This window comes from Hyphomonas sp., assembly GCF_022844445.1.
Classification (GTDB): Bacteria; Pseudomonadota; Alphaproteobacteria; order Caulobacterales; family Hyphomonadaceae; genus Hyphomonas.
Genome location: NZ_JALHLS010000003.1, coordinates 50,712 through 70,804, shown reverse-complemented (window position 1 = coordinate 70,804; position 20,093 = coordinate 50,712). Strand labels below are relative to the sequence as shown.

20 protein-coding genes and 1 tRNA gene are annotated in these 20,093 nt (G+C 63.2%); 15 read left to right on the top strand and 6 right to left on the bottom strand.

Annotation, left to right across the window (positions count from 1 at the left end):
* Positions 1 to 3: 3 nt before the first annotated feature.
* On the bottom strand, positions 4 to 717 hold the full coding sequence (locus Q0C17_RS05010) for a YceI family protein (protein WP_291202271.1): 714 nt from the start codon (positions 715 to 717) through the stop codon (positions 4 to 6).
* Positions 718 to 836: 119 nt separating this feature from the next.
* On the opposite strand from Q0C17_RS05010, the gene Q0C17_RS05005 reads away from it, so the two are divergent.
* The 13 genes from Q0C17_RS05005 (at position 837) to Q0C17_RS04945 (ending at position 14,462) form a co-directional block, all read left to right on the top strand.
* Positions 837 to 2,609, top strand: coding sequence for an acyl-CoA dehydrogenase (locus Q0C17_RS05005; protein WP_291202268.1), 1,773 nt, complete (start codon positions 837 to 839; stop codon positions 2,607 to 2,609).
* A gap of 3 nt (positions 2,610 to 2,612) precedes the next feature.
* Positions 2,613 to 3,581, top strand: a complete 969-nt coding sequence (locus tag Q0C17_RS05000) for a pseudouridine synthase (RefSeq protein WP_291202265.1) — start codon at positions 2,613 to 2,615, stop codon at positions 3,579 to 3,581.
* Positions 3,582 to 3,634: 53 nt separating this feature from the next.
* Positions 3,635 to 4,720: an MBL fold metallo-hydrolase gene (locus Q0C17_RS04995; RefSeq protein ID WP_291202261.1), complete on the top strand. Its 1,086-nt coding sequence runs from the start codon at positions 3,635 to 3,637 to the stop codon at positions 4,718 to 4,720.
* Between the two features lie 81 nt (positions 4,721 to 4,801).
* Positions 4,802 to 5,650 carry a signal peptidase I gene (gene lepB, locus Q0C17_RS04990; protein WP_291202259.1) on the top strand — a complete coding sequence of 283 codons (849 nt, stop codon included), beginning with the start codon at positions 4,802 to 4,804 and terminating at the stop codon, positions 5,648 to 5,650.
* A 102-nt stretch (positions 5,651 to 5,752) separates the two neighbouring features.
* Positions 5,753 to 6,355 carry a histidine phosphatase family protein gene (locus tag Q0C17_RS04985; RefSeq protein WP_291202256.1) on the top strand — a complete coding sequence of 201 codons (603 nt, stop codon included), beginning with the start codon at positions 5,753 to 5,755 and terminating at the stop codon, positions 6,353 to 6,355.
* Between the two features lie 83 nt (positions 6,356 to 6,438).
* Positions 6,439 to 6,684 (top strand): exodeoxyribonuclease VII small subunit, encoded by a 246-nt coding sequence (locus Q0C17_RS04980; protein ID WP_291202253.1) that lies wholly within the window; start codon positions 6,439 to 6,441, stop codon positions 6,682 to 6,684.
* A 14-nt stretch (positions 6,685 to 6,698) separates the two neighbouring features.
* Positions 6,699 to 7,595 carry a polyprenyl synthetase family protein gene (locus tag Q0C17_RS04975; RefSeq protein ID WP_291202250.1) on the top strand — a complete coding sequence of 299 codons (897 nt, stop codon included), beginning with the start codon at positions 6,699 to 6,701 and terminating at the stop codon, positions 7,593 to 7,595.
* 36 nt (positions 7,596 to 7,631) lie between these two features.
* Positions 7,632 to 9,554 (top strand): 1-deoxy-D-xylulose-5-phosphate synthase, encoded by a 1,923-nt coding sequence (dxs, locus tag Q0C17_RS04970; protein ID WP_291202247.1) that lies wholly within the window; start codon positions 7,632 to 7,634, stop codon positions 9,552 to 9,554.
* A gap of 119 nt (positions 9,555 to 9,673) precedes the next feature.
* Positions 9,674 to 10,324: a hypothetical protein gene (locus Q0C17_RS04965; RefSeq protein WP_291202244.1), complete on the top strand. Its 651-nt coding sequence runs from the start codon at positions 9,674 to 9,676 to the stop codon at positions 10,322 to 10,324.
* Between the two features lie 31 nt (positions 10,325 to 10,355).
* Entirely contained in the window at positions 10,356 to 10,943 is a 588-nt protein-coding gene (locus tag Q0C17_RS04960; RefSeq protein ID WP_291202241.1) for a hypothetical protein, read from the top strand.
* A gap of 97 nt (positions 10,944 to 11,040) precedes the next feature.
* Positions 11,041 to 12,789 (top strand): class I adenylate-forming enzyme family protein, encoded by a 1,749-nt coding sequence (locus Q0C17_RS04955; protein ID WP_291202238.1) that lies wholly within the window; start codon positions 11,041 to 11,043, stop codon positions 12,787 to 12,789.
* A 4-nt stretch (positions 12,790 to 12,793) separates the two neighbouring features.
* Positions 12,794 to 13,816, top strand: coding sequence for an aldo/keto reductase (locus Q0C17_RS04950; protein WP_291202235.1), 1,023 nt, complete (start codon positions 12,794 to 12,796; stop codon positions 13,814 to 13,816).
* Positions 13,806 to 14,462 (top strand): DUF938 domain-containing protein, encoded by a 657-nt coding sequence (locus tag Q0C17_RS04945; protein ID WP_291202232.1) that lies wholly within the window; start codon positions 13,806 to 13,808, stop codon positions 14,460 to 14,462. The genes Q0C17_RS04950 and Q0C17_RS04945 overlap by 11 nt, the downstream gene beginning before the upstream one ends.
* Here Q0C17_RS04945 and Q0C17_RS04940 read toward each other — a convergent pair.
* From Q0C17_RS04940 to Q0C17_RS04925, 4 genes are all read right to left on the bottom strand, one after another.
* The gene (locus tag Q0C17_RS04940; protein WP_291202229.1) at positions 14,459 to 14,941 is read right to left on the bottom strand and encodes a GFA family protein; all 483 of its coding nucleotides are present in this window, start codon (positions 14,939 to 14,941) and stop codon (positions 14,459 to 14,461) included. The two genes, Q0C17_RS04945 and Q0C17_RS04940, sit on opposite strands and share 4 nt — an antisense overlap.
* A 4-nt stretch (positions 14,942 to 14,945) precedes the next feature.
* The gene (gene metG / locus Q0C17_RS04935) at positions 14,946 to 16,673 is read right to left on the bottom strand and encodes a methionine--tRNA ligase (protein ID WP_291202226.1); all 1,728 of its coding nucleotides are present in this window, start codon (positions 16,671 to 16,673) and stop codon (positions 14,946 to 14,948) included.
* Between the two features lie 173 nt (positions 16,674 to 16,846).
* Positions 16,847 to 17,326, bottom strand: a complete 480-nt coding sequence (locus Q0C17_RS04930; RefSeq protein ID WP_291202223.1) for an OmpA family protein — start codon at positions 17,324 to 17,326, stop codon at positions 16,847 to 16,849.
* Positions 17,327 to 17,441: 115 nt separating this feature from the next.
* Positions 17,442 to 18,605, bottom strand: coding sequence for a DUF418 domain-containing protein (locus Q0C17_RS04925; RefSeq protein ID WP_291202221.1), 1,164 nt, complete (start codon positions 18,603 to 18,605; stop codon positions 17,442 to 17,444).
* Between the two features lie 114 nt (positions 18,606 to 18,719).
* Here Q0C17_RS04925 and Q0C17_RS04920 point away from each other — a divergent pair.
* Positions 18,720 to 18,795: transfer RNA gene (locus Q0C17_RS04920), tRNA-Thr, on the top strand.
* Positions 18,796 to 18,884: 89 nt separating this feature from the next.
* The gene (locus Q0C17_RS04915; RefSeq protein ID WP_291202218.1) at positions 18,885 to 19,241 is read left to right on the top strand and encodes a helix-turn-helix transcriptional regulator; all 357 of its coding nucleotides are present in this window, start codon (positions 18,885 to 18,887) and stop codon (positions 19,239 to 19,241) included.
* 1 nt (position 19,242) lies between these two features.
* Here Q0C17_RS04915 and gspN read toward each other — a convergent pair whose 3' ends face one another.
* Positions 19,243 to 20,034 carry a type II secretion system protein N gene (gene gspN, locus Q0C17_RS04910; RefSeq protein WP_291202215.1) on the bottom strand — a complete coding sequence of 264 codons (792 nt, stop codon included), beginning with the start codon at positions 20,032 to 20,034 and terminating at the stop codon, positions 19,243 to 19,245.
* Positions 20,035 to 20,093: the final 59 nt, after the last annotated feature.

Genomic DNA, 20,093 nt, shown 5'->3' with positions numbered 1-20,093 from the left:
GGTTTAGCCGGCAGCTTCTTCGAGGAACTCGGTCTCGATGATGATTTCGACATCATCGCCGATGAACTCGAGATTGCCGGTCATGCCGAAGTCAGACCTTTTGAGGGTCGTCTTGGCGGAGAAGCCGATCCGGTCCTGATCCGGCGCCCAGGGCATCTGGACCATGCCATTATAGGTGACGTCGAGGGTTACTGGCTTGGTCACGCCAAGGAAGGTCAGGTCGCCGGTTACAGTGCCCGTGGTCGCGCTCGACTGGGTGGCGGCGGTCGACTTGAACGTGATGATCGGGTGGGCGCTGGCATTGAACCAGCCCGGGTTCAGGGCGAGATCATCGTTCCAGCTGGCATAGGGGCTGTCAGCGTGCGTGCCCTTGTAGTCGCCCGTATAGTCAGTTTCGACCGAACGCGGATCGATGGTGACTTCCACTGAGTTTGCGGCGAGGTCCGCCGGGTTGAACTGCAGTGTCGCGTCAACCGTCTTGAAACGGGCCGTATATTTCGAAAGGCCGAGGTGGTTGACGCGCCAGGTGACTGACGTGTGCGTCGGGTCGATCTTGTAGGTCGCGGCCTGGCCGAAGGCGACTTCGGGCGCCGGGGCAGCGGCAGACTCTGTCACTTCAGCAGCCGGAGCTGCGGCTTCAGGCGCGGCCGGCGGGGTGGCGGCAGGGGTACAGGCAGCCAGAACCAGCGCGCTGGCCGAAATCAGGAAAAGTCTCATTGTATTCGTCTCCAAAATGCCCAACGGGTCGCCCGCACAACTAGTGCAGACTTTCGGCACATGCATCACTTAGACTATCACTCGACTGGCATAACTCCTATCCACGACATGGAACCCTGATGGCCTACGACGCCCCGATCGACGAAATTGAGTTTTCTCTCAAGGCGGTAGCGGGTCTGGGCCAACTTGAGGGCCTGCCGGGCCTCCAAGCTTATGACGAGACGATCATCCGGCCGATCCTCGAGGAAGCGGCCAAACTCGCCCGCGACGTGCTCGCGCCGCTGAATCAGGTCGGCGATTCGCAGGGTGCGCGGCTGACTGGTGACGGCGTGATTGCTGCGGATGGATTCAAGGCGGCCTATGACGCCTTCCGCGCCGGCGGCTGGATGGGCCTTGCGGCGCCGGAAGCGTGGGGTGGGCAGGGCTTGCCGCGCGCGCTCGCGCTTGGCGTAATGGAAATGTTCCACGCCGCAAACATGGCGTTTGGCCTTTGCCCGATGCTCAGCTACGGCGCGGTCGAAGCGCTGCTGGCGCACGGCACAGACGAGCAGAAAAAGACCTACCTGCCGAAACTCATCGCCGGCGACTGGACCGGCACGATGAACCTGACTGAGCCGCAGGCCGGCAGCGATGTCGGCGCGCTGACGACCAAAGCCGTGGCCAACCCGGATGGCAGCTACGCCATCACCGGCCAGAAGATCTTCATCACCTGGGGCGACCACGACCTCGCGGAAAACATCATCCATCTGGTGCTCGCCCGCCTGCCGGGTGCGCCGGCGGGGTCGCGGGGCATCTCGCTGTTCCTCGTGCCGAAATTCCTCCTCAACGCCGATGGCACGCAGGGCCCGCGCAATGGCGTGCGCTGCATCGGCCTTGAGAAGAAGATCGGCATCCATGCGAGCCCGACCTGCGTGATGGACTATGCCGGCGCGACCGGCTGGCTGATCGGTGAGGCCAACAAGGGGCTCGCCTGCATGTTCACGATGATGAACTCGGCGCGGCTGAACGTAGGCCTTGAAGGCGTGGCGGTTGGGGAGGCCGCGTATCAGGCGGCTTTCTCGTACGCGCAGGATCGCAAGCAGGGAAAAGTCGGCGGCGTTGCCGGCGCGGCGCCCATCCTGCACCACGCCGATGTGCGCCGTACACTGATCACCATGCGCGCCCGCGTCGCGGCGGCGCGCGCCATTTGTTACGCCTGCGGCGTCTCCGCAGATCTCTCCCATTCGTCCGACACGCCATCGGTCCGCGCGGCCGCAAAGGCACGCGAGGACCTGTTGACGCCGATTGCGAAGGCCTGGAGCACGGACATGGGCGTCGATGTCGCCAGCCTCGGCGTGCAGGTGCATGGCGGCATGGGTTTCATGTCCGAAACCCTCGCCGCTCAACTCTACCGCGATGCGCGCATTGCGCCGATTTATGAAGGCACGAACGGCATTCAAGCTATCGACCTTGTCGGCCGCAAGCTCGCCGGGAATGGCGGCGCCTCGATGCGCGCCATGCTGATCGAAATCGACGAAACCGTGCGCCTCTCGCGATCGACCAATGATCCGCAGTTCGTTCAGCTGGCGGAGCGTCTGTGGGCTGCCTCCAAGGCGCTGGCCGAGACGACCGACTGGATGCTCGCCCGCCTGAAAGCCGAGGAGCAGGACAAGGCACTCGCGGGCGCCAGCGCCTATCTGGCGCTTGCCGGAGACGTTATCGGCGGCCATTTCCTCGTCCGTTCGGCGCTGGCCGCGCGCCAGAAGGACGCCGACTTCCGGGCGCGTCAGATGGCGCTGGCCGGCTTCTTCGCCGAAACGGCGCTCGCCTCTGCGCCCGGGCGCGTTCCCGGTATCACGGAAGGCGGCGACCGGTTTCTCGACAACAGCCGCGCCCTCTTCGGAATCGATTAGATCATGGCGGCCTGGACAAAGACCTATGACGGCAGTGAGCCTGTCCGCATCAACAAGTGGCTGGCGCTGGAAGGTGTCTGTTCGCGCCGCGAGGCCGATGCTCTGATTGAGCAGGGGCTGGTCGAGATTGACGGCAAGACCGTCACTGAACTTGGCGAGCGGATCGTCCCGGGACAGACAATCAGGTTAACGTCGAAGGCGGCGCAGAAGCTCGACAACCAGCTCTCTATCGTTCTCAACAAGCCGGTCGGCTACGTTTCCGGCACGCCGGAGCCGGGTGAGACGCCTGCGATCCGCCTGATCACCAAGGATCGTCTCAAAGGCGAGGCGCACGCGATCCCGGGCCGCAACAATAAGATGGCGCCGCTCGGGCGCCTCGACAAAGACTCGCGCGGGCTGCTGATCCTCTCCGAAGACGGCGTGCTGGCAAAGGCCGTGATCGGTCCGCTCAGCGAGGTCGACAAGGAATACGTCGTGAAGGTGCTCGGCGAGATCACGCCTGAGAAACTGGCGTTGCTGCGCCACGGCCTTGAACTCGACGGCCGGAAGCTGCGCCCCGCGAAGGTCTCCGCCGAAGGCAAGGATACGCTGCGTTTCGTCCTCAACGAAGGCCGCAATCGTCAGATCCGCCGCATGTGTTCTCTGGTGCACCTGCGCGTTGCCGACCTGCACCGGGTCCGTGTCGGCCCGGTCGAACTCGGAACCCTTCCTGAAGGCAAATGGCGCCCGCTGAGCCACAAGGAGCGCGCCGCCCTGATCGCAGCCAGCGTCGGTAAGGCTGCCGAGGCGAAGTCCGCAAAGAAGGCGCCTGCGCCCGGCCCAAAGGCGCGCAAGGCTTCGGCCGCCAAATCGAAGGAAGTGTCGACTGAACTCGCCCCCAAAGTGCCCTACCGGACCCGGTCCTATGGCCTGACAGGGGAGGGATTTCGTCGCACGAAACTGCCGCCCCGGCCGCGCCGCCCGGTCAAATAGGCTTGCCCTAGCGTGACGGCTCGACGCGGCGCCTTGGCGGCGTATCGTAGCGCATGGATGGATTTGAGTATGCCCCGACAAGCCGCTTCGGACTGAACTATCCCTTCGGGGAGGTGACGCCCGGCCTTGGCGAAACGATCACCGTCGCCCCAGGTATCGAATGGGTGCGGATGCCGCTGCCCTTTTCGCTGAAGTTCATCAATCTCTGGCTCATCGATGACGGCGACAGCTGGACCATCGTCGATACCGGCCTGCCGCTTCCGGAAACGAAGTCCGCCTGGCGCAAGCTGCTGGACGCGCGGGTGACAGCCCAGAAGCCTCTGAAACGGGTGATCATCACCCATATGCACCCCGACCATGTCGGTAGCGCCGGCTGGCTCTGCCACAAATACGGCGCCGAACTCTGGATGAGCCGGCTTGAATACATCACCTGCCGGATGCTGGTGGCCGATACCGGCCGGCAGGCGCCGCCGGTTGCCATTGAGTTCTACCGCCGCAGCGGCTGGGATCAGCCTGCCCTGGAGCATTACAAATCCCGGTTCGGCGGCTTCGGCCGGGGCGTCAGCCTGATGCCGGATGCCTATTTCCGCCTCTCGGATGGCGACGAGCTCAAGATGGCGGGCGCACGCTGGCAGGTCATCACCGGCGCGGGACACTCGCCGGAGCACGTCTGCCTGTTCAGCCCGGACCTCAATATCCTGATCTCCGGCGACCAGATTCTGCCGCGCATCTCCTCCAACGTCTCGGTCCATCCGACCGAGCCTGAGGCCGATCCGCTGGGCGAGTGGCTCGACAGCTGCCGCAAGCTGATGAAGCTGCTGCCGGAGGACACGCTGGTCCTGCCGGCCCATAACGAGCCCTTTACCGGCGCCCACAAGCGCCTTCAGCACCTGATCGACGGGCACGAGACCGCGCTGACCCGCCTGCGGCGGCGCCTCGAGAAGGGCCCCGCCAACGTGCTCGACACGTTCGTAGCCGTTTTTGGGCGTTCCATTGTCGGCGATGAACTGAACATGGCGACGGGCGAGGCGCTGGCGCACCTGAATTACCTTAAGCATCGCGGCGAACTGATCCTGGGGGCCACGGATACCGGGGTGACGCTTTACAATCCGGCGCACGTGGCCCAACCCGGCGAATAGCAGTCTGCAAGCCATTTTCGCCTTCGCAGAGCCTGACATATTCGTCTAAGACTGCCGCCGAAGTGGATTCTTGAGGTCACAATGCCCAGTGAAATCGACGCACCGTCGCAAGCGGCGCCGCCCGTGTCGACCTGGGAAAAGGTGAAGCGCGAACTGAAGGAATGGGGCGCCACGCTTGCGATCGTCGCCCCCGCCTTCCTGCTGTTCACGGGCCTCCTGTACGAACAGCGGGTGATCCCGTCTGAAAGCATGGTGCCGACACTGGAAGTGGGCGACCGCGTGGCCGTGGCCAAGTTCGCTTATGGCTATGGCCGCTACTCTCTGCCGCTCAGCATGGGCCGCTACCTCCCGCTCGGGGAAGGCCGCTTTTTCCCCGGCACGCCCGAGCGCGGCGAAGTCGTGGTCTTCGAACACACCCATTCCGACCGCGTGATGATCAAACGCGTCATCGGCTTGCCGGGCGATACCGTGCAGATTCTGGGCGAGACGCTGATCCTGAACGGTCAGCCGGTGGAGTCGGAGTTCGTGCGCGACGTGCGCTATGTGCCGGACCGCGAAGTGATCATCGATCAGGTGGAGGAATGGACCGAGACCATCGGGAACCACTCCTGGACCACCCACCGCGGACTGCGCGGCCGGCCGGTGTCGGATACGCTGCTATTCGTTGTCCCCGAAGGGCACATCTTCCTGATCGGGGACAACCGTAACAACTCCTATGACAGCCGCGAACTGTCCGGCCATTGCCCGCCGGTCAATAGCGTGGTGGACCGGGCCGGTTGCCCGCTTCGCGGCCATGCGGATGACGCTTCCATCGGCTTCGTTCCGCTCGATCACCTGATCGGGCGCGCCGATACGGTGCTGCTCACCTTCCACCGCTGCAAGTTGCAGGATGGCGAGGAATGCAAGAAGCGCGTCTGGCGCGGTCTCTAATAAGACGCGCTAGGCTTGCGGCTTGCCCGCTTGGAGCAACGCCGCTAGTCCGGTCGGACACGGTACGGGGGCCGTGCAATGCCACACCGACGAGGAAGGACGATGCCAGTCGCGACATCGGCTGCTCCGGCCCGGGGCCCAATCATCATCTCGCGGCATGGCCGTCCGGCACTGAACCGCGACCTTGGCCCAAAGCTGGCGTGGAATGACTACGTCGACTGGTGGGCGAAATATGAGGCCAGTCCGCTCGAGGACGGACAGGCGCCGCCTGACCGCCTGATCCAGATCGTAAAGGACGCCGAAGTCGTCTTCGCTTCGTCGCGCCTGCGCGCGCAGCAGACCGCGGCTCTGGCGCTTCCGCACAAGCCGGCCGGACACGACCCGGTATTCAATGAAGCGCCGCTGCCGCCGCCGAAACTGAAGAGATTCAAGGCCCTTCCGAAAACCTGGAACGTGCTGGCGCGCACCGCCTGGCTGGCCGGCCATCATCTTGGGGAAGAAACGTCAGCGCAAGCTCGCCTGCGCGCGCGGATTGCCGCGCTCAGGCTGCACGAGGCCTCGGCCCAGGGAAAAGTCTACCTTGCCGCTCATGGGTGGTTCAATCGGATGCTCCGGCCGGAGCTGCGCCGGCTGGGCTGGGTCTGTGTTGAAGACGGCGGCGACCGCTACTGGAGCTACCGCGTGTATGAGTATCGCGGGGGATAATCCGTCCAGCGGTCCGTATTTCGGTTGTCGCTCCGCCACCGGAGCTCTAGAACCACACGCTACCGGCTGAGGAGTTGTCGCGCATGGCGGACACGAAGACCAAACCTGTCGACAAGATGAGCTTCGAGGAAGCGCTCGCTGAGCTTGAAGTGATTGTCCGCCAACTGGAAGCCGGCGACGTCGAACTTGAAAAGTCGATTGCCATCTACGAGCGCGGGGCGGCCCTGAAGGCGCACTGCGATGCGCGCCTGAAATCCGCCGAGCTGAAAGTCGAGCAGATCGTGCAGGGCACGAACGGTCCGACCACCGAACCTGCAGTATTTGACTGAGAGTCCGGCGAGCAATGGGGGAAGTCGCGGGATTCGAGCAAAGGCTGACCGAGGTTGCAGACCGGGTGACGGTTGCGCTTGACCAGCTGATCCCGCCAGCGAGCGGTCCTGAAGCGAACCTGATGCGGGCGATGCGCCACGCCGCTCTTGCGAACGGCAAACGGATGCGGCCTTTCTTCGTGCTGGAAACCGGCGCGATGTTCGGCGCCTCGGAGAAGAGCCTGCTGCGTACTGCCGCCGCGCTCGAGTGCGTGCATTGCTACTCGCTCGTGCATGATGATCTGCCGTGTATGGATGATGACGACTTCCGGCGCGGCCAGCCGACCGTTCACAAGGCTTTCGATGAGGCGACCGCCGTCCTCGCCGGCGACGCCCTCCTGACGCTCGCGTTCAAGATTCTTGCGTCGAGCGAAACACATGATGATCCGGCCGTCCGGGTCATGCTCATCGAGCGGCTCGCCGATGCCTCCGGTGCGCGCGGCATGGTCGGCGGGCAGATGATCGACATGCTGGAGCGCGAGAGCCCGCGCGACCTCAATACGATCACCCGGATGCAGCGCCTGAAAACCGGTGCACTGATTTCCTACGCCATGGAGTCTGCGGCGATCATCGGCCATGCGCGGGAAGCCGAGCGTAACGCACTGGCCGGATTCGCGAATGATCTCGGCCTGGCCTACCAGATTGCCGACGACATCCTGGACGCCGAAGGCGACGAAGAAGTGGCCGGGAAGCCCCTGCGAACCGATTCCGCAGCCGGAAAGGCCAATTTCGTGACCCTCTTGGGGGTCGACGGCGCCCGCCAGCGGGTAAGGTTACTGGCCGCCCAGGCCAAGGAACATCTGGGAATTTTCCGTGACAAGGCCGCTATCCTGCTGCATTCCGTGGATTATGTATTGAACCGGCCACGTTGAACCGGTTGTGTGGACTCCCAGAAAAGACAACCCGAGATGACAGAACTCCGTCCGAACAGGCTGCTCGATTCGATCAACTCGCCCGCCGATTTGAAGGGCCGCCCGCGCGCGGACATCAAGCAGATCGCCGAGGAAGTCCGCGAGGAAGTGATCGATGTCGTCGCTGTGACCGGCGGACATCTGGGCTCGGGTCTCGGCGTGGTCGAGCTGACTGTCGCCATCCACACGGTCTTCAATACGCCGGAAGACAAGCTTGTCTGGGACGTGGGCCACCAGTGCTATCCGCACAAGATCCTCACCGGCCGCCGCGACCGCATGCGCACGCTCCGTCAGGGCGGGGGCCTTTCGGGCTTCACCAAGCGCTCCGAGAGCGAGTACGACCCGTTCGGCGCCGCCCACGCCTCCACCTCCATTTCCGCTGGCCTCGGCTTTGCCAAGGCGCGTGATCTGCAAGGCGGCAACAACCACGTCATCTGTGTCATCGGCGATGGCTCCATGTCTGCCGGCATGGCCTATGAGGCGATGAACAATGCGGGCGCGGACAAGTCGCGCCTGATCGTCATCCTGAATGACAACGACATGTCCATCGCGCCGCCGGTTGGCGCCATGAGCCACTATTTTTCCAGGCTCGTCTCTTCGCGCCCCTACCGCGGCCTGAGGCGGTTCGCCAAGAAAGTCGTCGCGCCGATGGGCCTCGAGTCGCCTGCACGTCGCGCCGAGGAATATCTTCGCGGCTTTGCGATGGGAGGCACCATGTTCGAAGAACTGGGCTTCTATTACGTTGGCCCTGTCGACGGCCACGATCTCGATACGCTCTTGCCGATCCTCGAGAATATCAAGGCGATGCAGGACGGCCCGATCCTGCTGCATGTCGTGACACAGAAAGGGAAGGGCTACGCGCCCGCCGAAAACTCGGCCGACAAATATCATGGTGTCTCGAAATTCTCGGTCGTTACCGGCGAGCAGGCCAAAGGCGCCGCCGGTCCGCCCAGCTACCAGAAAGTCTTCGGCCAGACGCTGGCGAAGCTTGGCGAGACTGATGACAAGATTTGCGCCATCACCGCCGCCATGCCCTCCGGTACGTCTACGGATATTTTCGGCGCGAAGTTTCCAGAGCGGCATTTCGATGTCGGCATTGCCGAGCAACATGCCGTGACGTTCGCAGCCGGCCTTGCCGCCGACGGCATGAAACCCTTCTGCGCGATTTATTCGACGTTCCTCCAGCGCGGCTATGACCAGGTTGTGCACGACGTGGCGATCCAGAAACTGCCCGTCCGCTTTGCGCTGGACCGTGCCGGCCTCGTCGGCGCAGATGGCGCAACCCATGCCGGCAGTTTCGATATCGGCTATCTCGGCGCGCTGCCCGGTTTTGTCTGCATGGCTCCCGGCGACGAAGCCGATCTCGCCCGTATGGTGAAGACCGCGCTCGACATCGATGATGGTCCGAGTTCCATCCGCTATCCGCGCGGCGAAGGGATCGGCATCGAGATTCCGAAGGAGCTGAAAGCACTTGAGATCGGCAAGGGGCGGATCGTCCGTGAAGGAACGACTGTGGCGATCCTGTCCTATGGTACACGCCTTCAGGAATGCCTGAAGGCGGCTGAGATGCTGTCGGTGCAGGGCCTCAGCACGACCGTGGCGGACGCACGCTTCGCCCGCCCGCTGGACGCTGATCTCGTCGAACGTCTGGCAAAGAACCACGAAGTGCTGATCACGATTGAAGAAGGCGCAAAAGGCGGCTTCGGCGGCTTCGTTCTGGAACATCTTGCCAATGCCGGGGCGCTCGACAGCGGCGTCAAGATCCGCATCATGACCCTGCCCGATATTTTCCAGGACCAGGACACGCCCTTCGCCATGTACGAAGCGGCCGGCCTCAATGCCCGCCACATCGCAGCCCGCGCCATCGAAGCGCTCGGCCGGGGTGACATTTCGGCCATCGAACGCACCGCCAGGGCTTAAGGCCCGCGCGCCACAAATTGACCTCACTTCGGCCCTGTCACCGCTGGGCTTGGCGCGCTAAGCAAGGCGCTGCGCATTTCAATCCAGCGCGATCCACTGATCTTTCCCGGAGACCACCGATGCTTCGCCCCTTTCTGCTTGCTGTCGCTTCCGCTCTCGTCCTTGGCGCCTGCGCCTCGTCCACCGATGTGCCTTCCTCCTCCGGCACCAGCTCGGCCGAAACCTCGGTCGTCTCGCCCTTCAATCTCGCCATGCAGACGGCGGACGAACTGGTTGCCGCCGGCAACACGCCGACCGCTATCCAGCGCCTGATGCAACTCGCCGGAGATACCGGCATCTCGCCGCAGCAGCGCGCCGACGCGCTCTATCGCCTCGGGCAGCTCAGCGGTTCGCCTTCGGGCTATGACGCCGAAGGCGCCGTCGAGTATTACAATGAAGTCCTGGCCGACTACGCCAACACACCTGCTGCCAAGCAATCGGCTGCCGCGCTTCCTGGCGCAAAGTCTGCCGTGGCTGCGCTGATCGCAAAGCTCGAGTCGGTGAACTCCACGCAGGCGGACCAGTTCCTCGCCCTGTTTAAACTTGGCCGCCACCAGGAAGCGATCGATGTAATGGTCGCCAACGACATCCTGCCGGGTAATGAGGAACTGCTGGCGATGTCCCAGATCGGCTACCTCTGCGACGATTCAAACCTGACCGGCCGCGCCTACGCGGTGACCGACCGGGACGGCACGACGCGCAACCTGCGTTTTTGCGATTTCGGCAAATAGGCGTAAACGTCTCCGTCAGGGGAGGCGCTGAATGGAGGTTGTCGAGTATCGCCGCAGGGCGTCACTGGCCGACACGGGCGAAGCCGTCTGGCGCGCCTATCCTGACCGCCTTGAGCAGGCCGGTCCCGGTGGCACGCTTGTAACCACTGTGCCCTATAGGGCCGTAAAACGACTCCGGCTGGGCTTCACGCCCGGCCGGTTTCAAACGACGCGGTTCCTGATGGAGCTGACCGGCACGAAATCACGGCTGGTCATCACAAACCTCCATGCGGGCGGGATCGGCGCCCTCGAGGACCGGTCCGATACCTTCTTTGCCCTTGTACGGGCAGTGGTCGCGGGCGTGCACCGCACCAACCCCGATGCCGCGTTCATGGCCGGTGAACAGCCTGCGATCTTCTGGCTGCTCCTGGCGTTCAACCTGGCGGCCTTCACGATGCTGGCACTCGTTGTCACCCATCTTCCCATCGTTCCGGGCAATATTTCAGCCTCTGTAATCATCAAGGCAGTGGTGATCCTGTTCAGCCTGCCTTTGATGATGTCCTGGCTCGTCAATGCCCGCCCGCGCCGGTTTGACCCTCAGGCCGGTCTCGAAAAGGTGATCGCTGCCCGCACTGCGTGAGTGCGGCGTGCTGGCATTTTCCGGGCGCGCCCCTTCAAAGCCCTCGCGAGACATGGTTTGTTGAGGTGAACCAGAAAACAATCAGAGGAAACGGGAAATGGCTGAAGGCGCGGTACCGAACTGGCCGACAATGTCGATTGCAGACGCAAATGCGGCCCTCGCGGGTCCAGGCTCGCCGGTCGAACTGGAGGACGCGGTCATTCGCGGCGTGCCCCTCAAGGTCTACAAGAACGCACCGGCGACCATTCCCGCCATCCTCGATATGGCAGCAGAGCAGTTCGCGGACCGCACTTACCTGGTCTACCAGAACGAACGGGTGACCTTCCGCGCGTTACATCTGGCCTCGCGCACGCTCGCCAAGGTGCTGCAGTCGAAGTTCGACGTTCGCAAGGGCGACCGCGTGGCCGTCATCATGCGCAACTATCCGGAATGGCCGCTCGGCTTTTACGCCGCGCTCAGCGCCGGCGCGATCACAACGCCGATGAACAGCTGGTGGACCGCCGAAGAGCTTGAGTACGGCCTTTCCTTTGTCGGGGTGAAGGTCGCCATCGTTGACGGCCAGATCTACGAGCGCATCCGCGGTTACCTTGAGCGTCTGCCGGATCTGAAGCACATCCTGATTGCCCGCGATTCCGCGGACGAGATTGCGGACCCGCGCGTGCATTCGCTGAACGCCATCGTCGGCCATCCGAACAGCTGGGCCGACCTTCCGGATGCCGGACCGCTCGGCGTTGCTCTGGATGCGGATGATGATGCGACCATCATGTACACGTCCGGCACAACCGGCAAACCGAAAGGCGCGCTGGCGACACACCGCGCCGTCGTGTCGAACATGTTCAACTCCACGACCTGCTCAGCCCGCATGTACCTGCGCAAGGGCGAGCCGGTCCCGGCGCCCGATCCGGAAGTGATGCGCGCAACTCTGCTTTCGGTGCCTTTTTTCCATGCCACAGGTTCCTTCGCGATCCTGATCCCGTCGGCCCTGCGGGGCGACAAGATCGTCTCGATGTACAAATGGGATGCGGGAGAAGCGCTGCCGATCATTGAAGCTGAGAAGATCACCTCCATTGGCGGCGTGCCAGCCATCGCCTGGCAGCTGCTCGAACATCCGGACCGGGACAAATACGACCTCTCCTCAATCCAGGTTATCTCCTATGGCGGGGCGCCGTCTGCGCCTGAACTCGTGTCCACGATCAAAAAGCGCTTTCCGGAAGCTGCGCCCGGCAATGGCTGGGGCATGACGGAAACCTGTGCGACGGCGACGCTGAACATCGGCGAGGATTATGTCCATCGTCCGTCCAGCGCCGGCGCGCCTCCCGGCGCGGTGGAAATCAAGATTTGCGATCCGGACGGCAAGCAATTGCCGGTAGGGGTGGTGGGTGAGCTGTGGTGCAAGAGCCCGTCGAACTGCCGACTTTACTGGAACCGTCCGGATGCAACCGCAGAGACGTTCCGCAACGGCTGGGTGGTAACCGGAGACCTCGCGCGTATCGACGAAGAGGGCTTCCTCTACCTCGTTGACCGCGCGAAGGACATGCTGATCCGCGGCGGCGAGAACATCTACTGTATCGAAGTCGAGAACGCGCTCTACGACCATCCCGCCGTCATGGATGCGGCCGTGGTCGGTATCCAGCACAAGATCCTTGGCGAGGAAGTTGGCGCCATTGTTCAGTTGAAGCCGGGCAAGACGGCGAACGAAGCGGAGTTGCGCGCGCATGTCGCCGGACAACTCGCCGCCTTCAAGGTGCCGGTCGAGATCCAGTTCCTTAACGAGCCGTTGCCGCGCAACGCGAATGGGAAGATCGTGAAGGCTGAGCTGCGCAAGCGCTTCGCACCAAGGGCCTGATCTCATGACGGTGAGCAGACGGCGTATCGGCGATCGGGAGGTGCATCCCGTTGGGCTCGGTTGCATGAACATTACCCACGCCTACGGGCCGCCGCTGAACGAGGTGGATGCCAAGGCGCTGCTGGTGCGCGCACTCGATCTCGGGTGCGACTTCCTTGACACCGCTACGATCTACGGCCTTGGCCGCAGTGAGGAACTGATCGGCGAGGCTCTGGGCCAGCGGCGCAAGGAATACTTCCTCGCCAGCAAATGTGTGCTCGGCTTCCGCGACGGCCAGCGCGTCCTGGATGGGAGGCCGGAAGCGATCAAGGCGGCCTGCGAGGCGAGCCTGAAACGTCTGCGTACGGACGTGATCGACCTCTACTACCTGCATCGCCCTGACCCGAAAGTACCGGTGGAAGACTCCGCGGGGGCGCTTTCTGATCTCGTGCGGGAAGGTAAGATCCGTTTCATCGGCCTGTCGGAAATGGGCGAGGACCAGCTGCGCCGGGCGCACAGGATCCACCCCGTCGCGGCGTTGCAATCGGAGTATTCCCTCTGGGTGCGCAATCCGGAAATTGCCGTATTGGACGCCTGCCGCGAACTCGGCACAGTCCTCGTCGCCTTCTCGCCGGTCGGGCGAGGTTTCCTCGCCGACCCGCCGGCGGATCCTGCGGCGTTCCACGATACAGATCTGCGCCGTGTGATGTTCCCGCGCTTTGCGCCCGAGTTCTATCCGAAGAACCTTGCGCTGCTGGATGAGGCGCGCGCGGTTGCAAAGGAAGCCGGCTGTTCGGTCGCCCAGCTTGCGCTCGCCTGGACTTTGGCCAAGGGGCCTCACGTGATCCCGATCCCGGGCACGGCAAAGATCGCGCACCTCGAAGAGAACCACACGGCCACCAACGTCACGCTGACGCCGGCGCAGGTCGCCCGGCTCGACGCGCATTTCTCGCCCGAGCGTGCTGCCGGGCCGCGCTACAGTCCGCCGGGCCAGGCGAGCGTCACGACCGAAATGTTCGAATTCGAACGGGCCGCCAGTGGCGGATAAGCCGCCGGTCGCGCTGGAAGATCGAGGCGAAAGCGGCGATGGGCGGCGCTACTCGCCCTCGGCGGCGCGCAACCGGGATCCGATCCTGCACGCCCTCAGGGAATTGCTCCCGGAAAAGGCTGCTGTCCTCGAGATCGCCTCCGGCACCGGCGAACACGGCGCCTGGTTCACGCAGCATCTGCAGGGTCTCGACTGGACCTATTCGGACATCGACCCCGAAAGCCTCGTCAGTCAGCGGGCCTGGCGCGCCGCGGACAAGCAGGGCCGCCTGCGCGGCCCCCTTGTCATCGATGCGTCCTCGGACGACTGGGGCGGCGCAGAGCGCGCCGCAGCCTGGCAGGCGATATACTCTGCCAACATGGTCCATATTGCGCCCTTCGGGGCAGCCGAGGGCCTGTTTCGCGGGGCTGGGAGGCTGCTGGCGCCGGACGGCACGTTGATCCTCTACGGCCCCTTCGCGCGGCACGGCAATATCGCGCCCTCGAACGCCGCGTTCAGCGAGAACCTGAAGGCCCGCAATCCGGACTGGGGCGTACGCGACCTGGATGTACAACTTGCGCCGCTCGCCCGCGCAGCAGGCCTCACGCTTCAAGACGTGCGTGAAATGCCCGCAAACAACCTGATCGCCGTGTTCCGGCACGTCTAGGCCTTCGGCAACCAGTCTGCCGTATCGTCGTCCGGGTGCTGGTTGTTGCTGCGCCGGATGCGCGCGGCTTCCTCCGGCATCGCCTCTTCGGTCGCGCCGTGATGGGGCAGGTCGTTCAGCTGGTCCATCTGGGGCAATCGGCCCTCCATACCAAGCTGGAATTTCAGCGGGACGGAGGCTGGATCATCGAACGCGCCGATGCTCATCGAAATGTGCGCGTTGTCCTCGTGCTGGTAATAGAGCGGCGTGCCGCAATCCCGGCAAAAACCGCGCCGGGCCTTCTCCGAACTGTGAAACTCCGCCGCCGCGCCGCGTGTCCATTGAAAGTCCGTAAGCGGAACACCCACCAGCGCGGCAAAGAAATTGCCGGTCGCTTTCTGGCACATCCGGCAATGGCAGACGTGCGGATTGTCGAGCAGGCCGGCAGCGCGGAACCGGACGCGGCCGCACTGGCAGCCTCCGCTCCGGAGGCTCGCCATGCGCCTATTCCTTGCCGCCGCCGAAGCGCTCGGTCCACTCCGCTACCTGCGCATCCTCGATCTTCTGGAACAGCACCTCCGGCGGCGTGATCGGCGCGCCGCGCGGCATAGCGTCCATCAGGTTCTCGTCGTTCCACGTCGGCCAGCGGCGATTTCCTTCCGGAATACCGAGCGCGTCGAGCACTTTCCTGGCAGCGTCGGGAATGATCGGCTGCGCCACAATGGCAAAGATAGCGGCGAGGTTGATCCCCGCGCGCACGCCGACGGCGGCGCCGTCCACATCCGACTTGTACTTCACCCAGGGCTCAGCCTTCGTGAGATACTCGTTGCCGGCTGCCCACAGCGCGCGCGTCTCTGCCGCCGCTTTCCGGAACTCCATCGCCTCGTAGTATTCATCGATCGCCTTCAGGCGCGTCGACAGTTCGTTCGCCATCCACGCTTCCGCTTCGCCGGGCGTACCGGACTCCGGAATCTTGCCATCGAACTTTGAAGCACAATACTTGGTGATCCGGTTGACGAAGTTGCCGAGCACGTTCGCAAGGTCGGAGTTCACGGCCGCCTGGAATCCTTCCCATGTGAAGGCGGCATCCGAGCCTTCAGGCGCGTTGGCGATCAAGTACCAGCGCCAGTAGTCCGCCGGCAGAAGGCTCAGCGCCTGGTCCATGAACACGCCGCGCTTGCTGCTGGTTGAGAACTTGCCACCATACCAGGTGACCCAGTTGAACGCTTTCAGCTTGTCGACGGTTTTCCACGGCTCGCCGGAGCCGAGCAACGTGACGGGGAAACTCACCGTGTGGAAGGCTACGTTATCCTTCCCCATGAACTGGACGTACTCGGTCTTGTCGGCGCCCTTGTCGCGCTTCCAGAGCTTCTCCCAGTCATTGCCCGTGGCCTCTGCCCATTCCTGCGTGGCCGAGATATAGCCGATCGGTGCATCGAACCAGACATAGAAAACCTTGTTCTCGAAGCCCGGACGAGGTGATCCGTCTGCGGAGGTTACCTTCACGCCCCAACTCAGGTCGCGCGTGATCGAGCGGGCGATCAGGCCTTCGTCGAGCCACTTGTTGGCAATCGAAACGGCCAACGACGGCCAGGCTTTGCCCTTCTCGTTGACCCAGGCGCGGATTGTGTCCTGCATGCCAGTCTGCTGGAGATAGAGATGCTCCGTATCCCGCACCTCGATGTTCCGGCTGCCGGTCACGGCGGAGTAGGGGTTCTTCAGGTCAGTCGGGTCGAGCAGCCGGCCACAATTATCACACTGGTCGCCGCGCGCTTTCTCGTAGCCGCAGTGCGGGCAGGTGCCTTCGACATAGCGGTCCGGCAGGAACCGGCCATCGTCGACCGCGTAGACCTGTTTCGAGGTCTGCGACTCGATCAGGCCGTTCTTTTCAAGCTGCTGCGCAAAGTGCTGCGTCAGCTTATGGTTCGCGGGCCGCGAGGTGCGACCGAACCAGTCATAAGAGAGGAGAAATCCTTCGCCGGCCTGGCGCTGGATCTCGTATTGCTCGTCGCAATACTGCTGCACCGTTTGACCGGCTGCCTGGGCGGCAAGCTCGGCGGGTGTGCCGTGTTCGTCTGTGGCGCAGATATACGTCACCTCATGGCCCTTGAGGCGCATTACACGGGCGTACACGTCGGCAGGCAGCATCGATCCTGCCAGATTGCCAAGATGCTTCACCCCGTTGATGTAGGGCAGGGCAGACGTGATCAGGATACGCCGGGTATGCGTCATGGGGCGCGGTTTCTTTCCCTTTTGGGGCCGGATGCGGCCGAAACGGGCCACTGGCCCGAGAAGGACGCCCTTTTAACGCGGTGTACCGGAAAAGAAACTCTCAGCTGCCGGTTTCGGAAAACCCGGCCGGAGTGAGCCTGACCGGGTTCCGAGGAGTTTGGGGGAGGGGATGCCTACGCGCCGTATCCGGGACCAACCTCGAAAGTCACGCTGACGCGGCGGGCCATTGGCTCGATCATGGGCACGGCGCCTGCTGCGCTGGCTTCCAGCCGGTCAAACGTGGTCCTGCAACTCGCCGGCTCGATGCCCTGGTCGAGAAGGGCTGTGACTACGTTGTTGGCGCGCGCTTCTGAGAGCGATGCGGCGTCTTCATCCGTATGGGCTTCTTCGGACAATACGCTGACAGTCACCCGGCTCACATAACAGCTCTTCAACTGTTCGCTGACCTCGTCGATCAGGCGCTCGGACTGCGGCGTGAGTTCGGTGTCATAGGCGCTGAAGTAGACCGCGATCTGGCTGTTCGCGCAGGCGGCGCGCGTCGCTGCACCGGTCGCGGCCTGCGCAGGTGCTGGCGGTGTCTGAGCCACCAGCGGTAAGGCAAGGGCGAAGGCAGCAAATCCGGCAATGGCCTGTCTGCAGATTGCGGTCTTCATGTCCGTCTCCTTGAAGCGGCGATGTATGACCAATCAATTCTTCGTCGTTCAAATGGTTCCGCTTTCCGGCGAAACCCTCTGCTTTTCAATTACTTAGGGGCTACGGAAACTCCAGTTAGCTGCGTCCCCAGTACGTGATCCGCCGTAGCAGAACTTCCATCGGGCCGCGCGGGGCGAAGCTGCGCCATATTCCCGTGAAAAGGAGGGAGGCCAGCGCTACAGCCGCTGCCACGCCAATGGCTTCGGCGGCGCCCATCCTGCCAAACTGGTCGAGGCCGTAGGCCGTGAAGATCAGAGAGAAGAGCAAGGATTGAAGAAGATAGGCGGTCAACGAAGCCGAACCTGCCTTGGCCAGAAATCGGCTGACAGGACCACCCGCACCGCTCGAGATGGCTGCGATGAGTCCGGCATAACCGAGCGCGGAGAAGGCCGAGAAACCCATGATGACCGCGCTGCCGAAAACGAACGTGGAATCGACGGCTGAGCCCGCCTGCAACAGGATCCAGCTGCCAAGGGCGCTGCCGGCAAGGCCGATGGGCAGGAACACCCGGCGGGAAAGCTTCCAGATCGAGGCCATTGGCTGATCAATGGTGCCGGCCTTAACTGCGGCCAGCCCGAAGCAGAAGAAGCCAAACACCGAAATGCCTTGCTGAACGATCACGCTGGGCAGCACCAGGGGCAACAGTTTCAGCCGATAGAGAGCCGCCTGCCAGAACGTGCCTTCTGCAAAGGCAACGCGGGCAGCGGCATCCATTTCTTCGTAGCCAGCTTCGGCCATGGCTTCAGGTGCGTAGGTTTCGCCCGCCCAGACCATGACGGCTATCGCCAGCAACAAAAGTGTGTTGATCAGGATCAGTATGATCCCGGTACGGACAAGCGTCTTCACGCTGGCATTGCGCAGCACGAACAGCAGGCAGCCAAGAAGGCCGTAGGTGAGCAGGATGTCGCCGAACCAGAAAAAAACAAAGTGCAGGACGCCCAGAACGATCAGTGCGGCCATACGCCGGAAGTAGCGCGGCGCGAAATCTTTCCCGGCCCGCTCAGCAGCCATCAGCTGGAAACTGAGCCCCGCGCCAAACATCATCGAGAACAGCGGATAGGACTTCATAAAAAACAACAGGCCGACCGCGCCATAGACGACCTGGTCCGCCGCCGTGTTCAGGCCGCCATTATGGAAGCCGGAGGAAAAGGGCTGCGCGAACGCGGTCACGTTCACCACGGCAATGCCGAAAAGCGCAAAAGCCCGCAGCAGATCGGGCATCAGGGCGCGGTCTGACATATCGGGCCTCCCGGAACGACCGCGGGCAGTGTTGGCGGGATTGGGCCCCAGAAGCAAGCCGAACGGCCGCCCGCGCTTGCGCCGAGGGGGCGATTCCGGTATCGGCGTCCTCGTGCCGGCATAGCTCAGCTGGTAGAGCATCTGATTTGTAATCAGAGGGTCACGGGTTCGAGTCCTGTTGCCGGCACCACCCCAGACGACACAAAACTGTGACGTCTCCGACACCGAACCGTTTCAGAACGCCTCTAAAGCTGGAGGCCTGTAAGCGGGGCAGGTTCCATGGGCGATCCGAAACTCATCTATTCTCTCGAGATCCGTGTCCTTGACCTCGAACGGAAGGTCGAAGGGCTCGAGAAGCAACTTGAAGCGTCACTGTCGGCGAGGAAAACGTCGCCTTCCGGAGGGCTCGCTCCCTTACCAGCGGCGTTGCTGAAGCGAATCAATGACGGGGAGAACGCCGTTCGCGTGGTGCGCCAGTTTCGGTTGATGACACAGCGCGAGCTTGGCGACCGTAGCGGCATCCGGCCGAACCATATATCGGCCATCGAGCGCGGCATGTCCTATGGCCTGAAATCGGCACGGCGATTGTCCGAGGCGCTGGATATTCCGGTGGACGTGCTGCTGGACCGCAGCTGAGCTATTCCGGAACGACGGGGGCGGCTTCTGCAACCTGCTCGGTTGCCGGTTTAGGTTTCGCCTTTGGAATGTAGACGAACGCGTCACCCTCCCGCGCAAATCCGGCGATCGGCAGGGCAAAACCGAGTGCGCGGGAGATTCGCCCGGAGATGCGTGCTTCGAACTTTCCGGGCGATCCGGGAGCAACCCGCAGGGAGGCTGAGAACCGCGTACCGGCGGCGTTTTCCGATTCCAGCGGCACCAGCAGTTTGCCTTCATCACAGGAGATTTCCCCGCGCAGGTCGCTCCAGCCGGAGCCGAGAATTTCGCGGTTGCGGTCGAGCACGTCACTGGTGGCGACGCCTTCCGCGAGGACGCATTCGCTGCCGCGGAACTGGATCATCGGGCCTTCGAGCTTGATCTTGCCACCCGCCTGGCGGATCCATTTGGCGGCGCGCTCATAGTCCTCTAGGTCGAGGTTGATGACATAGTCGGTCAGGGTGACCGTTCGGCCCTGATCCACGGACACTTTGGCGGTTCCCTGGCCATGCGTTCCGGTCCAGTCGACGACGTACTGGAGCGTACCCTTAGGCAGGGTCGAAGGATCAAGCGTCAGGTCTGCATTGCCGTAATTGGTGCCATTGACCGTCAGGTTGTCGAGCCCGCCGCTGAAGATGGTGCCGCGTGCTTCGCTCCAGGACACGCCGTTATCAGCTGCGCCGGACAGTTTCAGCGCGGTGGCCAACGGTACAAAGGCAAGGCCCACGACGCCAGCGATCACCAACAGGATCAACACGAACAGAAAACGGATCATCTTGTCCTCAATTGAGAGCTGGCAAACGGAACGCCGCGCGCACGCCGCAACAAGACATC